Raw genomic sequence first — 20,363 nt, 5'->3', positions numbered from 1 at the left:
AGACAGTGCGGATCGTTCCCCTGAAGAGAATGGACTCAGAGATGTGTCAGAGCATGTGCTCAGATGTGCCCGGCGAGTTGGGAGGAGCCTGAATCCCAGCAGCAAGATCAATATCCCCTGAAGGAGAAGCGACGATGCATCCGCGATGGGAACGCTTGCAATGGGTGACGCGGCGCCACTTTCTCGGCCAGGGTTCGCTCGGATTGGGAGCTTTGGCCCTGGCGGAGATCAGCGGGAGTTGGGGAGCCGCGGCGGAAACCGCTCGCTCGGTGGGGAGCGGAGCGTCACTGCCAGCAGTGCAACCTCTCTCCCCCAAGCCGCCGCATTTCCCGGCGAAAGCGAAACGGGTCATCTACTTGCACATGTCCGGTGCGCCGCCGCATCTGGACCTGCTCGACTACAAGCCGGAGTTGGTCAAATACGACGGCAAGGACTGCCCGGAGGAGTTTATCCGCGGCAAGCGCTTCGCTTTCACTTCCGGGATTCCCAAGCTGCTGGGGACACGGCAAACCTTCCGGCGGGCGGGCCGGGCCGGCATCTGGATGTCCGATGCCATTCGGCCGATGCACGCGATCGCCGATGAAGTGACCGTCATCAATTCGATGACGACGGACGAGTTCAATCACGCTCCGGCGGAGCTATTGCTTTTCACCGGTTTCGCGCGTCAGGGTCGCCCCAGCTTCGGGTCGTGGGTCTGCTATGGGTTGGGGAGCGAGTCCCAGAATCTGCCGGGGTTCGTGGTCCTCATTTCCAGCGGGACGCAACCGAGCGGCGGGCAGGGCTGCTGGGGCAGCGGCTTTCTTCCCAGTGTCTTCCAGGGGGTGCAATGCCGGAGCAAGGGGGAGCCGGTGCTGTATCTCTCCGACCCGCCCGGCATGGACCGGCAGACGCGCCGCTTGGGCCTGGATGCCCTGCGGGACCTCAACGCCTTGCAGCACGAAGAGCTGGGGCATCCGGAAACGGCCACCCGCATTGCCCAGTATGAGCTGGCCTTTCGCATGCAAATGGCGGCGACCGAAGCGATGGATATTTCGCGCGAGCCGGCCAAAGTCCTGGAAGCCTACGGTGCGGTGCCGGGATCGGGCAGCTTCGCCAACAACTGCCTGCTGGCGCGACGCCTGGCAGAGCGGGGCGTGCGCTTCATCCAGCTTTTCGATTGGGGTTGGGACTTCCACGGTACCAATCCCAACGAAGAAATCCGCGACGGCTTGATCCGCAAGGGGACCGTCACCGCCAAAGCGGTGGCCGCCCTCATCCGCGACCTCAAAGCCCGCGGCATGCTCGACGAGACCCTCGTCATCTGGGGTGGCGAATTCGGGCGGACGCCGTTCCGCGAAGGCCGCACGTCCCAAAGCGCCTTGCTGGGGCGGGACCACTACCCCGATTGCTTCTCCCTGCTCCTCTGCGGCGGGGGGATCAAAGCCGGCTATGTCCACGGGGCCAGTGATGATTTGGGATTCCGTGTCGCCCGCGATAAGGTCCACGTCCACGATCTGCAAGCTACCCTGCTGCACTGCCTGGGTCTGGACCATACCCGCCTGACGTTCCGCTTCCAGGGGCGCGATTACCGTCTCACCGATGTCCACGGCCACGTCGTGCGGGAGATTCTGGCTTAGAACACCCCGTGGCCTCTGATGACCCGTATACCCGCCGCTGGCGAGAGGGGGCGGGATTTTCGCCCCTAGCCGGTCGGAGAGGCCGCCGCCATATTCAAGGAAGCCGCCGCCTCGGATGCCATCTCTTCGTCCTATTCGCGGATGCTGCCATTCGATACCCCCGTGCCCAGTCCTGCTCGTGACCCGTCCGTGAGTTCGGGATAGAGTCGGGCTGCCTCCGCTTGTGAGTTTGGAATGAAAGAGAGGTGGGAGGCGTCCCTGCCGCTGCAATCCCTGCATGGTGGGAATTGTTATAATCTTCTGGGGAGATGCGGGAGGCATGCTCGTGACGGCATAGGCTGTCCTCGTCCCGGTATCCTACAGTGAGCTGGGGCGTGCCTGGGAGGAAGAGTCGGAGAAAGGAGTGGCCCAAGGATATGATCAACACTGCCTTGCGTGATGCGCTAGCGGCGATCCTGACCCGTGTGCAGACCCCCGCCCAGTACATCGGCGGCGAGCGCAACATCGTGGTCAAGGATCACCGCCAGGTCCGCGGCAAACTCTGCTTGGCCTTCCCGGATGCCTACAGCATCGGCATGAGCCATCATGGCTTGCAGGTCCTTTATTCCATCATGAACAACGATCCGCAATGGGCCTGCGAGCGGGTCTTCACTCCCTGGGTGGACTTCGAGGCGGAGTTGCGGCGCCACCGGCTGCCTCTCTATTCGCTGGAGACGTTCACGCCGCTGCGGGAATTCGACCTCATCGGCTTCAGCCTCCAATACGAGGTTTGCTACACGAACATCCTGACGATGTTGGACCTGGGAGGCATCCCCCATTTCAGCGAGCAGCGGAGTGTTTGCGATCCGCTGATCATTGCCGGCGGACCCGGCGCGCAGAACCCGGAAGTCCTCGCTCCCTTCATCGACCTGTTCGTCATCGGCGATGGCGAGGAGTCGTTGCCCTGGGTGATGGACCAGTGGATGACGCTCAAGGAACAGGCCCTGCGGGACGGCGATCTTTCCCATGCCCGGCGCTTAGAGATGTTGGCCAGCCTGGCTGTCCAAGCTAATTGGGTCTATGTTCCCGCCTTCTACGAATTTGACTACCATGCGGACGGCACGATCGCCGCCTTCCACCGCCTCCGCTCCGATGTGCCGCTGGAGATCGTCAGCTTCGTCAATAGCCGCGATCTGGACGACATTCCCTTGCCCACTCGCCCGGTGGTACCTTTCGTCCAGACGCCCCACGACCGCATTGCCATCGAGATCATGCGAGGATGCCCTCACCAGTGCCGCTTCTGTCAATCGACGGTCATCAAGCGGCCCTTGCGGGTGCGCAGTGTCGAAACGATCGTCCAGGCCGCCTTGGAAAGCTATCGCAACACCGGCCTCAACGAGATCAGCCTCCTGTCGCTTTCCAGCAGCGATTATCCCTACTTCGAGGAACTGGTCCAGCGCATGCACGAGGTTTTCGCCCCCTTGGGCGTCAATGTGTCGCTCCCCAGTTTGCGGGTCAACCACCAACTGCGGCATGTGCCTCGGCTGATGAAAGGGTGGCGGCAGGCCGGCCTGACTCTGGCTCCCGAAGTGGCCCGCGATGACATGCGGGAACAAATCCGCAAGAAGATCAAGAACGAAGACCTGATCGAAGGCTGTCGGGCGGCCTTCCGCGAAGGCATCCAACACGTCAAGCTCTACTTCCTCTGCGGTTTGCCGGGGGAAAGGACGGTGGACCTGCACGGCATTGTCGAACTGGCGGAAACCATCAGTGCCATCGGCAAGGAAGTAACGGGCCGGTACAAGGAAGTGACGGCCAGCGTGTCGAACTTCGTTCCCAAACCGCATACGCCGTACCAATGGAACGGGATGCAATCCCGTGAGTATTTTCTCTGGGTCGGGGAGTATCTCCGCCGTCGCAAGCGCAATCGCTTTGTCACTATCAAGCAGCATGACATCGAAACCAGCCTGCTGGAAGGGATTCTCACACGGGGGGATCGCCGGATTGCTCCTGCCCTGTACAAGGCTTGGCAGCGGGGCGCCCGCTTCGATGGCTGGCGCGAATGCTTCCGCCCCCATCTCTGGCACCAGACCTTCGCCGACTTGGGGATCGATGTCGAATTCTACCGTTCGCGGCCCCGGCCTCTGACCGAACGGCTTCCCTGGGACCATATCCAGGTCAAAAAAGGGCGGGCTTACCTGCAAAAGGAACAGGAGCGGAGCGTGCTGCAATTGCAAGTGCTCGCCCAGGCTGTCGCTCCCAATTCCTCCCCTTCCTGCGGCGGCTGATCTCCCCTCGGCTGGCTCGTGCCGGAAAGCAGCGCCTGCCCAAAACCCGTGCGTTGGGCCGGGATCGCCTTCAGGGGCCGGTTTTCCCAGACCGGCTTTTCCAGACCGGTTTTCCTCCCCAAGGCGTCCCCTTTCCCTAAGTGGAATGGGTTCCGCAAGGTTTTCCCTTTAATCTTCTGGTCCCGCATGAAAATATGGCGGAGCGAAGACCAGCTCGCTGGGGATGTGCTATGCTTGTGCAGTGTCACGGATACGCCGTCCCTGGGGATGGCCGTGACGTCAGGCTAACGGCAAAAAGTCAAGCAATCCTGCCATGCCGCCCTGTTCCACGATTGGCGATGCCGTGGCATGTCATCGGGACAGTGGATCTGCTGGTGCGATGGGCTAACGTTGTTCAGGGAGGGGGGATGGATTCTGTCTGGATAGTGGCGGTCTGCGGAGTGTCCGCTTTCCTCCTCTTGCGGCAAGGTTTGCGGCGCGGGGGAAGCGAAGGCGACTTCCTGCGAGTCGCGGGTGGTGCGATCGGTGTGGTAGGGTTGTGGTGGCTGGCTGCGCGCCATCTTCGCGGCGATGGAAGATGGCTGGTGCACGCGGTGCTCTTCCTGATCGCGTTGGGGTTGTGCGGTGCCCTGGTCCGGCTGGGGTGGCGGGAGTGGCGCCGGCGCGTCCGCCAAGTGCAAACCGACGATCTGCGCCGCCTGCGGTTGTTAGCCCACTCTCTAGCCGCTTCATGCGATGGTGTCATGGTCGCAGAAGGCGGGCGCACGCCGGGAGCACCCCTGCGCATCGTCTACTCCAACCCTGCCTTTGATCGCTTGATGGGCTATGCGGAAAGTGAAGCGGTGGGGATGAGTCCCAGCGTTTTGGCTGACGAAGAGGAACCGACGGCTCTGGAGGCGGTGCGCCACGCCCTGCGGGGAACGGAAATGACCCGCCTGTAAGTTCCCAGCCGCCGTAAGGATGGCAGCCGCATCTGGACGGAATGGCAAATTGTGCCAGTGGCCAATGAGCAGGGGGAGTTCACCCACACCGTCGCTATCATTCGCGACACCACGCAGCGTCGGCAGATGGAGCAGGAATTGCGGGAAAGCGAGGCCCGCTTCCGCAGCCTGTTTGAACATGCTGCCGATGCGATCGTCCTGCTCGATAGCCAAGGCCAGGTTGTGGATGCCAACCCGCGCGCCTGCCAGAACTTCGGCTACAGCCGGGAACAATTCCGCGGCCGCCATTTTTCCCACCTGGAGATCGGCTGCTTACGCTCAGAAGCCGCCGATGACAACAGCTTGACCAGCGAGTGCTTTTACCGGCGCCAGGACGGAACCGTCTTCCCGGCGGAAGTGCGCTATGCCTGGATTGAGTCCAACGGCCGGCGCCTGCGCATGGCTCTCATCCGCGATGTGACCCGCCGCCGTCAGGCCGAACAGGCCCTGCGGGAACGCGAGGAGTTGCTCCGCAACATCCTGTCCGCCATTCCCTGCGGCGTATTCTGGAAGGACCGCCAGCTCCGCTACCGGGGCTGTAATGAACAGGTCGCCCACGATCACGGCTTCCGCGACCCCGCCGAGTTGATCGGCAAGGATGACTACCAGATCGCCGCTTCGCGTTCCGAGGCGGACTTCTTTCGTTCCTGCGATCAGCAAGTGCTGAGTACCGGCCAGCCGCTCATGCATGTCGAGGAAAACCTCACGCGCCGCGATGGCACCCTGCGCACTCTGCTGACCAGCAAAGTGCCCTGGCGCGACGCTCACGGCCAGATCGTCGGCGTCATCGGCGTCTATCAGGACATCACCGAACGCAAGCGTCTGGAACAGCAACTGCTCCAGGCCCAGAAGATGGAGGCAATCGGCCGGCTCGCCGGCGGGATCGCCCATGACTTCAACAATCTGCTGACCATCATCCGCGGGAACGCCGATCTGCTCCGTTCGCAATTCGGCGACAGTGCGGACGCGGCTCTGGAGTACCTGGACGATTTGCGCCTGGCCGCCGATCGGGCCGCGGCCCTGGTCCGTCAGCTCCTCATGTTCAGCCGCCAGTCCAGCGGCCAAGTGGAAATTGTGGATGTCAACAGTGTCATTCGCGGTCTGGCCAGCATGCTCGATCGCCTCTTGGGAGAGCGCATCCGGCTGGTAGTCGATTTGTCGGCGGAACCCGCGACAGTCTTGGCCGACTATAGCCACTTGGAACAGGTCATCATGAATCTGGCGGTCAATGCCCGCGATGCCATGCCGGATGGAGGGGTACTGACCCTGAGCACGCGCTTGCTGCCATCCGCGGACATCGAGGGGCCGCAGCGCTGGGTCCAATTGCGCGTCAGCGACACCGGAGTCGGCATGGACGACGCCGTCAAGGAACGCATCTTTGAGCCATTCTTTACGACGAAAGGACCGGACAAAGGGACAGGATTGGGTCTGACCACCGCCTTTGGCATTGTTCAGCGGTTAGGCGGCCAGATTCACGTCGATACCGCGCCAGGATGCGGAACGACGTTTACCCTGACCTTACCCTGGGCGAAAGGACAGACGGTCCAGGAGAGCCGTACTCCGCTGCCGCCGGCCCTGGTCCGCCAACATCCCCGCCAAAGTGGGCGGCTGCTCCTGGTCGAAGATGAGGATTCGCTCCGCAAACTTGCCCGTCTGACTCTGGAGAATCAGGGATACGAAGTGCTGGAAGCTCCCGATGGCGAGGCGGCCTTGCACCAGATCGAAATGCAGACCGAGAAGGGGTTCGACGTTTTGGTCACCGACTTGGTCATGCCCGGTATGGATGGCCAGGAATTGGCCGAACGCTTGCTCTGCCGCTATCCCCGCTTGGCCATCGTGTTTATGTCTGGCTATGTTCCTGAGGAAGTTCAGCTCGATACTTTCACCGATGCCGTCTTCTTGCCCAAACCGTTCACTCCCTCCGACCTATCCCGTGCGGTCTTGACGGCGCGTCAGCGTGCCGCAGAGTCTGTACCGCCCCGGACTGAGGCAGTCCTGCCCTCCTCCGAGGGCTGTGGCATGAACCCTCACGGCAGTCCGCCTTTGGAACGAGCGGGCCCTCGTGCAGAAAAACCAGACTCCACTCTCCCCGCCGTTCCGCCGTGACAGTAACGCCCCGAAGAATGGCTGCTCGTGAAGCAGGCCGACAACAAAGAGTAGTGGCTCCCGGAGATTCACTTCCCAGGTTCCGGCCAACGCAACACGCAGAGCAAGCCGTGGCAGGCGGTGGTCAGCTTCGCTCCTTCCCAGCCGTCGAGTGCCTGCTGCAGCTCATTCAAAGCATTGTCCAGATAGAAAGCTTCGAGCAAGACCCGCCATTGGAGCAGATTCGCAGGCACGAAGGGGGCGTCGCCAGCGGTTTGCCGGTAGGCGCGGAGGAAGAGGGCCGCCATCCACTGCTGCCAGTAGTCGCACCAGGGTTCCAGGCGTTGGCGATCGTCGGGGCGGACCGTGGCTTGTCCTCCGGAAGAGCCGCCGTTATGCTCGACGAGGGCGGTCTGGACCGCTTGATGGAAGGAATAGAGCATGCGAGCCACATCCCGCACCAGGGAGCGCTTGATGCGGCGATCGCTGATGGTCCGCCGTGGGTCCCCTTCAAAATCGACGAACACGAAATCCTTGCCCGTGGCGAGAATCTGGCCCAGGTGAAGATCGCCATGGCAGCGGTAACGCTGGACCTGTAATGGGGTGCTCGCCACCAGTTGCAAGCGAGCCAGCAAGGCATTTTGCGATTGCAACACCTCTTGGAGGAGATGCCGATCCGCTTCCGGCAGGCTGTTTTCCTTGTCAGTATTCGCCAGGAAGCGTTGCAGCCCCTGGAGTCGGCGCCGTGCTTCCGTCCGCAGGGACTGGTAAATCGAGCGTTGATACAACGGCGTGTACGGTTCGCCGCGGAAGGCGGGGTCCTCTTCTTCACTCGCCAGAACGAGGTGCAGCTCAGCGACTCGTTGTCCGAGCAGCCGGACCGAATCGAGAAAAGGTCCCGCGGCTTCCACTAGCAGGGCCGGTAGGTCCGCCTCGTCCGACAACTCAACAATGGAACGCATCAGTCGGGGCGGGGGCTGTTCCACCCCGCCAGAGGTCAGCACCCAGTCCAGGTAATGGCCCACGGCATTGAGGACGTACTGCCAAGCTGTGCCCTGACTGGGCACGTAGGCATGCAGGACGGCTAAAGTCAGGGGTTCGCTCTTGGGCCGGCGGTATTCCAAAGCGCCCAGGACAGGTGGGACGTGAGGAAAGCCGCGTTCGGTTAGAAACCGTCCCACTTCCCATTCGGGATTGATCCCCTCGTCCAAGCGGCGGAAGACCTTGAGGAAGGCCCGCTCGCCATATTGGATGACTGTGTTATGCTGATCCGCTCGGCTCTGGATCGGCGGGGGCGCCGCCGCTGGATAGGCAGCGATGGAGGGCAACGCGATGCCGGCGATCTTGCCGGTCCCGCCGGTCAGACTTTGCTGCTCCCGGATCAGGGGCCATAGCGCCGCCGTGAAGTGGGGGTCCCAGAGGGCGTCATAAACTACCGCATTTTCATCCCCCTGGAGCACGGCCACGACGGCATGAGGCAGTTCTTCCAGTACCTGAGACATCTCGGAACCCGAGGCGGTCACCAAGGGAAGGAGATATTGTTCCGGTTCGCCTTCCAGGTAGCGCACCTCCACTACGCAGCCGAAGATGGTGCGGTCTTGCAGGGTGAGGGTGATCACGTCCAGGATGGCGGCTTCATTGATTGAGCGCCGCCGGCCTGTGAACCACCGCCGTTGGGCCAGAAAATCAGGCAGGATGGCTTCCAAGGATTGCCGTTGCCGCCCGCGGATGAAGCGGTCCCAGTTGCCGCGCACTGGAATTTCCGGGAAGCGCGTCGGCAAGCTACTCAACCCCAAGGTCGCCGGGCGGCGGGGTTGCAGGCTAAACCAGACGAAGCCGTGCGGACCGAGCATCACCGGATAGGGCATCTTGCTGATCACCGGGAACTCCACCCGGCCGAACATCTCCACCGGCACCAGCCCGGCGTAGGCTTCCAGATGCAATTCCGTATGCTGGGTGAAGCGGGAGAGATTGGCGACCACCAGAATCGTCTCCTCGCCGTAACGGCGGAGGTAGGCGAGAATCTTGGGATTTTCCGGAAACAGAAACTCCATGCTGCCCCGGCCAAACGCCTTGTGCCGCTTGCGCAGATCGATGATCCGCTTCATCCACCAGAGCAAGGAATTGGGATTATTCTGTTGGGCTTCCACGTTGACCGCTTCGTAGTGATACTCCGGGTCGATGATCACCGGCAGGTAGAGCTTCTGAGGGTTGGCCTTGCTGAATCCGGCATTGCGATCGCCGCTCCACTGCATCGGGGTGCGCACGGCATTGCGGTCGCCCAGGTAGATGTTGTCGCCCATGCCGATCTCGTCGCCGTAATAAAGGACCGGCGTGCCCGGCAGGGACATTAGCAGCCCGACCATCAGTTCGATCCGGCGGCGGTTATTCCCCAAGAGCGGAGCCAAGCGCCGGCGGATCCCCAAATTGATCCGCGCTTGGGCGTCCCGTGCGTAGGCACGGTACATGTAATCCCGCTCTTCGTCGGTTACCATCTCCAATGTCAATTCGTCATGATTGCGCAGGAACAGGCACCATTGGCAGTTTTCCGGAATCGGGGGGGTCTGTTGCAAAATGTCCACGATGGGAAAACGGTCTTCCGTCCGGATGGCCATGAACATCCGCGGCATCAAGGGGAAGTGGAAGGCGGTGTGGCATTCATCTCCCTCGCCGAAGTAGGCCACCGCATCTTCAGGCCACTGATTCGCCTCCGCCAGGAACATCTTGTTGCGAAACTTGCTGTCCACATGTTTGCGCAAAGCCTTGAGAAAAGCGTGCGTCTCCGGCAGGTTCTCGCAACTGGTTCCTTCTCGCTCGTAGAGATAGGGGATGGCGTCGAGCCGCATCCCATCCACGCCCAGCTCGAACCAGAAATCCACGATCGGGAAGATCGCTTCCCAGACCGCCGGGTTGTCGTAATTCAGGTCCGGCTGATGGGAATAGAAGCGGTGCCAGTAGTAGGCCTTGGCCACGGGATCGTAGGCCCAATTCGATGTCTCAAAGTCCTTGAAGATGATCCGGGCTTGTTTGTATTTTTCCGGAGTGTCGCTCCAGACGTAGAAATCCCGCTCCACACTCCCTTTGGGAGCACGGCGCGCCCGCTGGAACCACGGGTGCTGATCGGATGTGTGGTTGATGACTAGCTCCGTAATGACCCGGATACCCCGGCGGTGAGCTTCCCGTAGCAGGTCCTTGAAATCCTCCAAGGTGCCGTACATCGGATGCACCGACATGTAGTCTGAGATGTCGTAACCATCATCTTTGAGGGGGGAAGGATAAAACGGCAGCAGCCAGAGGGCGTTGATTCCCAAATCCTGGAGATAATCGAGTTTCTCGATCATGCCCCGGAAATCGCCGACCCCGTCGCCGATGGAATCCCGGAACGATTTGACCGGGGCTTCGTAAATGATCGCATCTTTGTACCACAGCGGATCGTCCGGCAAAGGTGCAAAATGATCGGGCACGGCCATCCTCGCCTGGAAGATAGGATCAATCCCTTCCGAACACAGGCATTGCGCATTCCGCAGTCTTCCTCAGGAGCGTGATACACGGTATTCCAACTGCGTCAAGAAGTGCGTGGGCCAACCAGAGTAACCGGGTGTCGGCCAGCCAGTTGAATCGCCTAGCGGGATTGCTCCGGCTTGTTCTTCCCACCTTATCCCTCTCCCGTGGTCTCTTGGATGAAACTTGGCCGGCGGCATTACCACAGGCGCGAGATCAGAACGGCGGCGATGGTGCAGAGCAGCAGATAGAAAGCCAAGCGGAGGGTTTCGTCGGGCGTGCGGCGGTGGAGCAACTGCCGCAGGGCGGTCCGATCCCCGCTTTCCACGGCGATCTGGAGATTCAACTCGTAGCTGCCGGCAGGATAATTCCGGACGGCTTCTTCGTTGAGCAGATCATAGCAGGGCTGCTCCCCGCGAGCCGCTGTTTCGGCAGCAAGCTGTTGGGGCGGCGCCACCCGAAAATGGAAACGCAACTCATCACTGAAGGCAAAAGTGGCCGGCCAGAGGTCCACCCGACTGCGTTGGGGCAACAGCGACCACAAACCGCGCACCAGGGCCTCATCCGGTGCGGAACGCGCGACGACCACACGATTGCCATCGACGAGGGCTTGCGTGGCGCCGAGCAGCAAAGGGCCGTCGCCTTCGCGCAGGATGGCATCCAATTGTTCCAGGGTTCGTTCCGCTAGGGGTTCGGCAGGCCAGGCCAGGGTGGGCAAACTGCCGCGCAGGCTCCAGTCGCTGGGGAATCGATCCGCAATGGCAAAGGGGTCCCCCAGGTGGCGGTACAACTGCCGGTGCAGGACCAGAAAATGGAAGCCCAGGCGTTCTCCGGCTCCCGGCACATCGGCGACTCGGACCACGCAAACGTGGTGCTTGCCGAAGGGGCAGGCAAAGTGGGCCAGAGGGCAGGCCACGCCCGCTGGTCGCTCTCCAAAGAGCACGGCGAGTCGCTCTCCCTCGGCCGTGTCGAATCCCGGCGATGCTGCTGCCACTCGGACACCCCGGCTGTCCGCCAGCAGATACGCTTGTTCGATTTCCAGGGACAGATTCATACCTGCTCTCGATGGACTGCGCCTTCCCACTGGCCCGAGGGATGGGGGTCATTTCGGGGTGAGAATCTCTCGCAGAGCCACGGCGCGATGCTCCGTGCTTGATCGGTAAACCGCTGTGCAGAGGGCAATCGTTTCGAGGTTGTCGCGCCCGGAGATTTCCGGTTCCGTTCCCTGTTCCAGGGCGACCAGCAGTTGGGCCATTGTGCCGATGAAAGCCTCCGGAAACCAGGCTTGTTCCCAGCGTGGCCGAAACCAGTAATTCCCTTGCCGTCGCGTGCAGAACTCCAGGGTGCTGGGTTCGTGGGCGGGATATTTGGGCCAGCCAATCGTCCCTTGAGCGACTCCGTCGGTACCTTCGATGCGCCAGCGGATCGCATGATCAGGGGCGGCCCCCTCCGCCCGGCCCGGACCAGCCCAGACATCATCCCAGGCGGCGGCTCGCGGTCCAGCATCGTACTCCAGGATGTACAGATTGATGCCATCACGATGAGGGAAGCGAGTTCGCGGATCGGGGCGGGTCGAAGCCAGAACACGATCCGGTGTTCCCAACCAGTAGCGAAACGTGTCGAGATGGTGAATACTCATCACGAAGGTCGTCAGACTCGGCAGGTGCTGGGCCCAGGGCATCCAGTGAGGCACGGCGCGCATGTCGATGGTGGCGAGGACGATCTCTCCTAGCCAGCCGCGGGCGATCAAGTCTTTCGCCGCTCGCACCGACTGATCGAAACGCATGTTCTGATTGACGGCCAGTGTGATGCCGGCAGCGGCGCACCGTTGGACCAGGTCCTGAGCGTCGGCCAGGCTCAGGGCGAGCGGTTTTTGGGCCAGAATGCCGCGCAAGCGTCCCCGTCCCGCCTCGACGGCCTGCCGGATGATCTCTGGCTGCACATCCGGCGGTACCGCAATGTCCAGCACCTCCAGGCGCGGATCGTGGAGCAAGTCGCTGATCTGCTCGTGAACGGTTGGGATGCCAAAGCGCTGAGCAACCGCCGCGGCAGACTCCGTACGCCGGGAGGCGATCGCCAGGGGTTGCCATCCCGCCTGCTGATACGCCACGAGGTGGCAGTCCCGCATGATGAATCCGGCCCCGATGCAACCGATCCGCCAGTCCGACCGCCGGGGCAATTCCGGCAGATAACGCAGGGCCAATTCGGAGCACAACGTCTGGGTCATGGCGTGTCCCCCGGCTGTTCGAGAGCATCCATGTCCGAGAGCCTGCGGCTTGCTTGCTTCGGTCCCGCTGGCCTCTCCCGATTCCCTTCAGGAGGCGGTGGTGAGCACGCGCAATTCCCGCGGCAGGGGAAAACTGACATGCTCTTCACGGACCGTGCGATTTTCGACCTTGGCACCGAAGCGGGAGCGCAAGTAGGCCACGCAGTCCTGGACATTTTCTTCCGGCGCGCTGGCCCCTGCGGTGATCAGGACCGTATCCTCAGGCCGGAACCAGTCCGGTTGCAATTCCGTCACGCGATCGATCAGATACGCCGGTTTCCCCAAGGCGCGGGCCAGTTCCGCCAGGCGCTGGCTGTTCGAGCTGTTCTGGCTGCCCAGAACCAGCACCACATCTGCCTCATGGGCCAATTCCCGCACCGCTTCCTGCCGATTCTGCGTCGCATAGCAAATATCGTCCTTGTTCGGACCCACAATCTGCGGATAACGCTGCTTGAGGGCGTCGATGATCACCTTGGCTTCGTCCACGCTCAGAGTCGTTTGCGTCAGGTAGGCCAGGCGGGCCTCTGGAGGAAAGGGCAAAGCCTGGACATCCTCGAGATCCTCAACCAGGACGATATGGTCCGGCACTTCGCCCATCGTTCCGACGACTTCGTCATGTCCGGCGTGGCCGATCAGAATGATGGTGTAACCTTCCCGTGCAAAACGGATGGCTTCAAGGTGGACCTTGGTGACCAGGGGGCAGGTGGCATCAATGGCCAGGAGCCGCCGGGCTGCCGCTTGCCGCCGGACTTCGGGGGCGACGCCATGCGCGCTAAACAGGAGCACCGCTCCCTCCGGGACCTCGGCCACATCATTGACAAAAACCACTCCCTGCGCCCGGAACCGCTCCACGATCGGGCGATTGTGCACAATCTCGTGATAGACGTAAATCGGCGGGCCAAAGCGGCGCAACGCCTCCTCCAAGGTGGCTATGGCCATGTTGACGCCCGCGCAGAAGCCGCGGGGATTCGCCAGAATGATCTTCATTGCCCAGGCACCTCCTCTGCCGCTATGCTACGCCCTGACCCTTCTCTTTGCCAACCGCAAGCTTCGGCGAGGCCATCACCGCGGGATTGGTCATGACTCAGGTTCCCCGAGGCGGAATGCCCCTTGGCTCTACTGCTCCTGGACCTTTTACCCGCTACAATTTTTCTCCTCCCGCCGCTGAAGATTCACCAGAGCACAGGTCAAGCCGAGCAGGTGCGCCCAGTATTCCCTCGTCCTTGTGCGATATTTCCCTCGTCCTTATGCGAAGTAAATAATGCGAAACGCCGCCCGAACCATCCGAGCGGCGTTGGCAGGATAGCCAGATCTGCCTGCTGGTCCAACCGGCTTACTTCTGCACTTCCACCTTAGGCGCCTCGATATAGCGCTTGTTGTTCTTCTCGACAACTTTTCCGGTTACGGTCGCCGGCTTGTCTTCCGTGCACACAGCACCATGATACGGCTCCTTGCCTCCCTTGTCGACCAGGTAGTACTTGATCTCTTTGCCGTCCTGCTTGACGATCAGGGCGTGACCGCAGGCCTTGGTTTCCTTCAAGGCACACTTGGTGCAGGTGAGGGTTCCCTTGAGGGTCTTCGTCTCGGCTTTGTCATCGGCTAGAACGTGGCTGACGCCGAGCAAACCGACGATGCACACACCCATTAGCAATACCCGTAACATGGCCACTCTCCTTCTTGGGGGTCGTGGAAACACCGCTGGTCTATTACCGCGGCAAGTTATACATTAGCCACTCTCATCGCCAAAAGCAAATCAATTCTGCAACATTCTCCTGTGGATCAATGTTTTCGGAAGGTGAGATGTCTCAAGCAGTTTTCCTGGGAGATTTCAAGCTGACCAGATTCCTGAAAAAGTATTCGGGAGGAGATATGGCGTATTGACTGCTGGGCATTCTCGCCCCTTCGACCGGTTGGTATTGTCAGATTCCGGGAGGAGGAAGCAGGAGGAATTCGCTGAGGGCGAGCAGCGGCGGCGGATTGGATCACTAGCTGGAAGTCACTGGTGGCCAGAGAAAGGTAACGGTGCTCAGACAGCTCCCAGGGCGAGGCAGCAGTTATGGCCGCCGAAGCCGAAACTGTTCGACAACACCTTTTTGACTCGGACTTCGCGAGCGACGTTGGGAATGTAGTCGAGATCGCAGCCGCATTCGATGTCCGGGCGATGGAGATTGATGGTGGGATGGAGCACGCCGTGGCGGATACTCAGGGCACAAGCTACCGCTTCTGCGCCTCCGCTGGCCCCCAGGAGATGGCCGATCATGCTCTTGGTGCTGGAGATCATCAGTTTGCGGGCATGATCGCCAAAGACGATCTTGATAGCTTTGGTTTCGGCCACATCCCCCAGCGGAGTGCTAGTTCCGTGGGCATTGATGTACTGAACCTCGTCGGGATTCCAGCCGGCGTCGCGGATGGCGGCCCGCATGGCTTCGGCTGCCCCCAAGCCTTCTTCATGCGGTTGGGTGATGTGGTAGGCGTCCGCGGTGTTCCCTATGCCGCAGATTTCGGCGTAGATATTGGCGTTGCGCGCCTTGGCATGTTCGTATTCTTCCAGGACCAGGATACCGGCGCCTTCGCTCAGGACGAAGCCATCGCGGTCTTTATCGAAGGGGCGGCTAGCACCGGCGGGGTCCTCGTTGCGTTCCGAGAGTGCCCGGCAGGCGATGAAGCCGGCCAAACCCATGGGGGTGACCGCCGCTTCGCTTCCACCCGTGATCATGACGTCGGCATAGCCGCAACGGATGGCAGTACAGGCGTCCGCGATGGCATGAGCTGCGGAGGAGCAGGCGGTCGAGACGGTAGTATTCGGCCCACGCAGCCCGTAACGGATGGAGATGTTCCCCGCGGCGGAATTGACGATCATTTTCGGGATCACGAACGGATTGACGCGGGTCGGCCCCTTCGAGAGTAACGTTTCGTGCCCGAGTTCAAATTCTTTGAGGCCGCCGATGCCGCTGCCGAGGATGCAGCCGCAGCGAAAAGGGTCCTCCCGCCCGAAATCGATGCCGCTGTCCCGGATCGCTTCCTCGGCTGCGACGAGGGCAAACTGGGTGAAGCGGTCCACCTTCCGGACGGACACCTTGTCAAAATAGGCTTCCGGGTTGAAATTCTTGACTTCGCCCCCAAATTTGACCTTGAATTGACTGGTGTCGAAGCTGGTGAGCAGGGCGATACCGCTTTGGCCATTGACCAGCCCACGCCAATACTCTTCACAGGACAACCCCAGGGGATTGACCGTGCCTAAACCTGTAATCACGACCCGACGCCGCGGTGTAGCCATCACGTCTATTGTTCCTGGTTTTTCCGTTCTTCGAGTTTGCCTATGATGTAATCAATCACATCGCCCACGGTGCGGATTTTTTCCGCATCCGTATCAGGGATTTGGATGTCAAATTCGTCTTCCAGCTCCATGATAAATTCCACGACATCGAGGGAATCCGCACCGATGTCATCCGCGCCGGCCTGACCACCTCCCTGGAATGTGGTGCTGCGTTTGATATTGTCTTTAGGGGTATTGAAATGCTCGCTGATCAGTTCAATCACGCGCGTTTCGATGGCCTGCTTGTCGATCACGTTACAACCCTCCGGGTGGCTGCCGTTGTCCATTTTCAGTCCCCGCCGGCGCCTCAGGAAACTCAGGGCGCAAATCGTGGCTTTTCCCACCTTCTGGTCCGATAGCGGCAGACTCTGCTATGCCACACCAACCCTTCGCCCAAAATGTAGCGATCCAGGCGGGGTGTGGAAAGGCATTCTTAGCCAACAGGCCAATTTTCCGCAACCTCATCCCCGCATCTGTCCCGTACGAACTCCTGAATCCCAAACTGCAAGCGAGCAGGACCTGGCTTTGGGGCTTTGCTCCATCGGGCTGCGCCGCCTGTCCGCCTTTTACTTCCCGTAGCAAACCGCTGGAAGCGAGGGGTGCAGACGCTTACGGTTCCAAGGACTACCTGCCCCGCAAAACCTGTTGTCCCATAAAGCTCTGCATGAGAAAGTCTAGCTACCCGCTGCCTCAGCAAATCTTAAGCTCTGCCGCCCTCAATATCTGCATCATATCAACCCCGGCAGACGGGTACAACCAGGGCTGCCGGAGCTGCTGCTGCATGGTCCGTCACCTCACGCGGGGCCCCCCCCCCTGCTCGGATCACAGGGGCTTGGCGTTACTGGCTCAGATGCGATCCGACGCTGCGCGCGTCACACCTCTCCGGCCCAGGCTTATCGAGTTTGACCGTCGAGATTTCACTCCCGGCATGTCACAATTCCTCCTGGTAGCGAGCCGGTATTTTTTTCACGCCGCGATGTTGATGATCTCGGCCTTGCGGTGGATGCGTTTGAGCAAGCCAGCGAGGACCCGCCCTGGCCCGATTTCATAGAAGCGTTCGACACCCGCTTCCAGCAGTGCGCGGATAGTTTCCTCCCAGCGGACCGGCGCTGTCAATTGCTGGACGAGCAGCTTCTGGATTTCCGCTGGGTCCGTGTGGGGGCGGGCATCGACATTGGACCAGACGGGGAAGCGGGGTTTGTGCCAGGCGGCCTGGTTCAAAGCCTGGGCGAGGCAGGGCTGGGCTGATTGCATCAGGGGAGTGTGGAAGGCTCCGGCGACCGCCAAGCGGACCGTGCGGATGCCCCGTGTTTGTGCGAGCTGCTCCAGGCGTTCTACCGCTGCCAAGCTGCCGGAGGCGACGAGATTCCCCGGACACAGATAATTGGCGATTTGCAGGACATCCGGACCACGAGCTTCGGCGATCAACTCTTCGACCTCATTGGCCTGCAAGCCGAGGATGCTGAGCATACCGGAGGGGGCGGCTTCCGCAGCGGCCTGCATGGCTCGTCCGCGTTCTTGCACCAGGCGCAAACCGTCCGCAAAGCTCCACACGCCCGCCACGGTGCAGGCGGTGTACTCTCCCAGACTCAAACCAGCCACGGCGGCCACCGCTGCCTCGTTTGCTTCCTGCCGCCATTGCTCATACGCCGCCAAGCTGGCCACGTAAATGGCTGGCTGGCTGACATCCGTGGCATTGAGGCGCTCCGCCGGTCCTTCCCGGCACAATCGCAGCAGGTCATAACCTAGGACTTCCCGCGCCTGCTCGAACAGGGCGCGAGCCGCGGCCGACTGCTGCACCAATTCCCCCGCCATACCGACGTACTGCGCTCCTTGGCCAGGAAAAAGCAAAGCTGCTTGCACCATCGCCCGTTACTCCCTCCATGTCTGGACGACCTTTTGTCCAGGGTGTATCACCGATACTCGATTCAACCCCTGCAAAGCAATCCGTTCTGGGTGGGTTCCGCTGGTATTCAGGGAGGTGCCTCTCCCATTTTTCCCCTTTCTCCTCCCAATTTTCCCAGGGTTAGGTGGTGTGGCTGCTAGGCCGTGAGCCGGGTCAGGGAGAGGAGAAGGATGCGCCTGGCGATCCTTTTATCCGGAGGAGAGGACCGACCGGGGGAAGTGGAAGGGAAACCGAGGCTAAAGGCTATTCTTCCCCGTCGGGGGGCAACTGTTCCAGGGCTGCTACCAAACTGGCATTGAGCCGGAGCTGGACAAATCGGGCCGCCGCCCGCAAAGCGTTGGCAATGGCCACATCACTGGAGGCGCCGTGGCAGATGAGGCAAACTCCGTCGATTCCCAGCAAAGGGGCACCGCCGAACGTGCTGTAGTGGTATCGCCCGATGAGGTCGCGCCAGGCCAAGGCCGCCTGCTCCTTCTCTCCTTGCAAGGATTCCACGAGGCGTTCCCGGACCACATTCATAAGGAACTCGAAGACTCCCTCGCTGAGTTTGAGGACCACATTGCCGGTGAAGCCGTCTGTGACGATCACATCGGCCACGCCGCGGGGAATGTCCCGTCCTTCGACATTGCCCACGAACTGATCGCGCAGCGGTCCCTGCCGCAGTAGCTCGTAGCTTTTCTGGACCAGCTCATGCCCCTTTCCCTCTTCCTCCCCGACGTTCATCAGGCCGACGGCGGGGCGGGACACTCCGAGCAATTCCTGGGCAAATACGCTGCCCATGATGGCGTATTCCAGGAGGTGGCGCGGCTTGGGGAAGACGTTGGCTCCGACATCGATCACCACCGAGTGGCCGCGCGCATTGGGCATCACGGCGGCGATGCCGGGACGGTGGACGCAGGGCAGGAAGCGGCGGGTTTTCAAGCCACCGGCGACCACAGCTCCCGTGTTGCCCGCGCTGACGAGGCCATCGACCTTATGTTCCGCCAGCAATTGCCAACAGCGGAAGATGGAAGCGTCCGGTTTGCGGCGAAGGGCCTCGGTGGGTTTGTCCTTCATTCCGACTACGTCCGAGGTGTGGACGATTTCCAGACGCTGGGCGGGTACGCCGTCTTGCGCCGCTAGCAAGGGTTCCAACTGGGCCTGATCGCCGACCAGGACCACCGTCAGGTCGGGTACAGTCTGCAACGCCCGGACTGCTCCTGCTACATTCGGAGCAGCCCCGAAGTCGCCACCGGCTGCGTCAAGCGCGATGCGCATAGGTTACTTCCGCGTCGTCTCTTCCGCCGCCATGGGGATGGCCGTCCGGCCTTGGTAGTAGCCACAATGAGGGCAGGCCCGATGGGACAGCACCGGCTCGTTGCACTGGGGACAGTACTGCACCTGCACCGGACGAACGCCATCATGGCTGCGGCGATGATTCCGGCGGGAACGCGAGGTACGGCGCTTGGGTACGGCCATGATCAGTTCCTCCGAACAATCCACGGCAAGATTCCCGGCGGACGCCATCCGGAATCCCAGCGGTCCTGGCACCCCTGGCCCACCGGAGGCTCATTATCTTGCTGCTCCACCGGATAAGGCGGTCATCCTAGGAACCGCACCCGCTTGGGTCAAGCCGCCGCACCTTCTCTCCCGTTTCGTCCCTAGGTATAGGACGAGCTATTTCCCTCTTCTCGCCGCCGGTTCTGTTGAGGAATCTGGGAGGATTTCGTGAACCAGCCTGCTTCCTCTATCTTCCCCCCTGGGTCGCTCTTGGCTTGTCCCCTCGTATTCCTGGCCCGAACCCTGTTTAGGAATTCCTCAACATCGATTATTGTAATCCTGTGGCTATAGGATTCTCTAGCTCTCAGATGGAAGGAGATCGTCGTGGATCGTCTCTGGGCACCCTGGCGCCTGGCTTATGTGGCCGCCCCGAAGCCTCCCTCCTCGGCCACTGACGAGGACTGCTTCATCTGCCGTGCTATTGCCAGTAGCAATCGGGCGGAGGAGCGGGCGCACTGGCTGGTCCATCGGTCCTCTCATAGTGTCGTGATTCTGAATCGTTTTCCTTATAACAATGGACATCTCCTCATTTGTCCCCAACAGCACAAAGGAACATTGGACCTTCTCAGCGATAGTGAATTGCTGGATCTGCAACATTTGCTCTGTCGCTTTATGGCCATCATCCAGAAGCGGATGCGGCCCGATGGTTACAACATTGGCTTGAATTTGGGCCGGGCGGCGGGAGCGGGAGTGCCAGGACACCTCCATTGGCATCTGGTGCCCCGCTGGCATGGCGATACCAACTTCATGCCGGTCCTGGCGGACACCCGTGTCCTCGTACAATCTCTCGACGCTCTTTATGATTTGCTAGTGGAAGAACTCGGTGCCTCTCCGACGACGGGGGGGCACTCTCTGGCAGGGGTTCAGAGTGCCGACAATCGCTGAGT

15 protein-coding genes and 1 pseudogene are annotated in these 20,363 nt (G+C 61.1%); 6 read left to right on the top strand and 10 right to left on the bottom strand.

All coding sequences use genetic code 11. From position 1 onward, the window contains the following. The first annotated feature begins 134 nt into the window (after positions 1-134). The 5 genes and pseudogenes from H0921_RS11940 (at position 135) to H0921_RS11925 (ending at position 6,969) form a co-directional block, all read left to right on the top strand. Positions 135-1,616: a DUF1501 domain-containing protein gene (locus H0921_RS11940; protein WP_194538323.1), complete on the top strand. Its 1,482-nt coding sequence runs from the start codon at positions 135-137 to the stop codon at positions 1,614-1,616. 416 nt (positions 1,617-2,032) lie between these two features. After that, positions 2,033-3,883 carry a TIGR03960 family B12-binding radical SAM protein gene (locus tag H0921_RS11935; RefSeq protein ID WP_194538322.1) on the top strand — a complete coding sequence of 617 codons (1,851 nt, stop codon included), beginning with the start codon at positions 2,033-2,035 and terminating at the stop codon, positions 3,881-3,883. A gap of 407 nt (positions 3,884-4,290) precedes the next feature. Next, positions 4,291-4,824 carry a PAS domain-containing protein gene (locus tag H0921_RS11930; protein WP_194538320.1) on the top strand — a complete coding sequence of 178 codons (534 nt, stop codon included), beginning with the start codon at positions 4,291-4,293 and terminating at the stop codon, positions 4,822-4,824. A gap of 21 nt (positions 4,825-4,845) precedes the next feature. After that, positions 4,846-4,953: pseudogene (locus tag H0921_RS17925) on the top strand (PAS domain S-box protein); the annotation flags it as partial. Next, on the top strand, positions 4,951-6,969 hold the full coding sequence (locus H0921_RS11925; RefSeq protein WP_228499525.1) for a hybrid sensor histidine kinase/response regulator: 2,019 nt from the start codon (positions 4,951-4,953) through the stop codon (positions 6,967-6,969). The pseudogene H0921_RS17925 and the gene H0921_RS11925, both read left to right, overlap by 3 nt. A gap of 68 nt (positions 6,970-7,037) precedes the next feature. On the opposite strand, the gene treS is transcribed toward H0921_RS11925, so the two are convergent. The 10 genes from treS to rpmF form a co-directional block, all read right to left on the bottom strand. Continuing rightward, a complete protein-coding gene (treS, locus tag H0921_RS11920) occupies positions 7,038-10,412 on the bottom strand; it encodes a maltose alpha-D-glucosyltransferase (RefSeq protein ID WP_315851889.1) in 3,375 nt (1,124 codons plus the stop codon). A 236-nt stretch (positions 10,413-10,648) separates the two neighbouring features. Continuing rightward, positions 10,649-11,503, bottom strand: a complete 855-nt coding sequence (locus tag H0921_RS11915) for a hypothetical protein (RefSeq protein ID WP_194538315.1) — start codon at positions 11,501-11,503, stop codon at positions 10,649-10,651. Between the two features lie 48 nt (positions 11,504-11,551). Continuing rightward, positions 11,552-12,676, bottom strand: coding sequence for a Gfo/Idh/MocA family protein (locus H0921_RS11910; RefSeq protein WP_194538314.1), 1,125 nt, complete (start codon positions 12,674-12,676; stop codon positions 11,552-11,554). Between the two features lie 87 nt (positions 12,677-12,763). Next, positions 12,764-13,702 (bottom strand): 4-hydroxy-3-methylbut-2-enyl diphosphate reductase, encoded by a 939-nt coding sequence (ispH, locus tag H0921_RS11905; RefSeq protein WP_194538313.1) that lies wholly within the window; start codon positions 13,700-13,702, stop codon positions 12,764-12,766. Between the two features lie 346 nt (positions 13,703-14,048). Beyond that, complete coding sequence (locus H0921_RS11900) at positions 14,049-14,378, bottom strand: DUF6370 family protein (protein WP_194538311.1); 330 nt, start codon at positions 14,376-14,378, stop codon at positions 14,049-14,051. Between the two features lie 363 nt (positions 14,379-14,741). Beyond that, positions 14,742-15,992: a beta-ketoacyl-ACP synthase II gene (fabF, locus tag H0921_RS11895; protein WP_194538369.1), complete on the bottom strand. Its 1,251-nt coding sequence runs from the start codon at positions 15,990-15,992 to the stop codon at positions 14,742-14,744. Between the two features lie 5 nt (positions 15,993-15,997). After that, positions 15,998-16,285 (bottom strand): acyl carrier protein, encoded by a 288-nt coding sequence (acpP, locus tag H0921_RS11890; RefSeq protein ID WP_315851888.1) that lies wholly within the window; start codon positions 16,283-16,285, stop codon positions 15,998-16,000. Positions 16,286-16,997: 712 nt separating this feature from the next. After that, the gene (fabD, locus tag H0921_RS11885; RefSeq protein WP_194538308.1) at positions 16,998-17,897 is read right to left on the bottom strand and encodes an ACP S-malonyltransferase; all 900 of its coding nucleotides are present in this window, start codon (positions 17,895-17,897) and stop codon (positions 16,998-17,000) included. A gap of 283 nt (positions 17,898-18,180) precedes the next feature. Further along, a complete protein-coding gene (gene plsX / locus H0921_RS11880; protein ID WP_194538306.1) occupies positions 18,181-19,194 on the bottom strand; it encodes a phosphate acyltransferase PlsX in 1,014 nt (337 codons plus the stop codon). Between the two features lie 3 nt (positions 19,195-19,197). Further along, positions 19,198-19,395: a 50S ribosomal protein L32 gene (gene rpmF, locus H0921_RS11875; protein ID WP_194538305.1), complete on the bottom strand. Its 198-nt coding sequence runs from the start codon at positions 19,393-19,395 to the stop codon at positions 19,198-19,200. A gap of 405 nt (positions 19,396-19,800) precedes the next feature. Here rpmF and H0921_RS11870 point away from each other — a divergent pair, with 405 nt between their 5' ends. Then, positions 19,801-20,361, top strand: coding sequence for an HIT family protein (locus tag H0921_RS11870; RefSeq protein WP_194538303.1), 561 nt, complete (start codon positions 19,801-19,803; stop codon positions 20,359-20,361). Positions 20,362-20,363: the final 2 nt, after the last annotated feature.

Origin of the sequence: Thermogemmata fonticola (genome assembly GCF_013694095.1) — a bacterium.
Classification (GTDB): Bacteria; Planctomycetota; Planctomycetia; order Gemmatales; family Gemmataceae; genus Thermogemmata; species Thermogemmata fonticola.
This window is presented reverse-complemented; position numbering and strand designations above follow the sequence as displayed.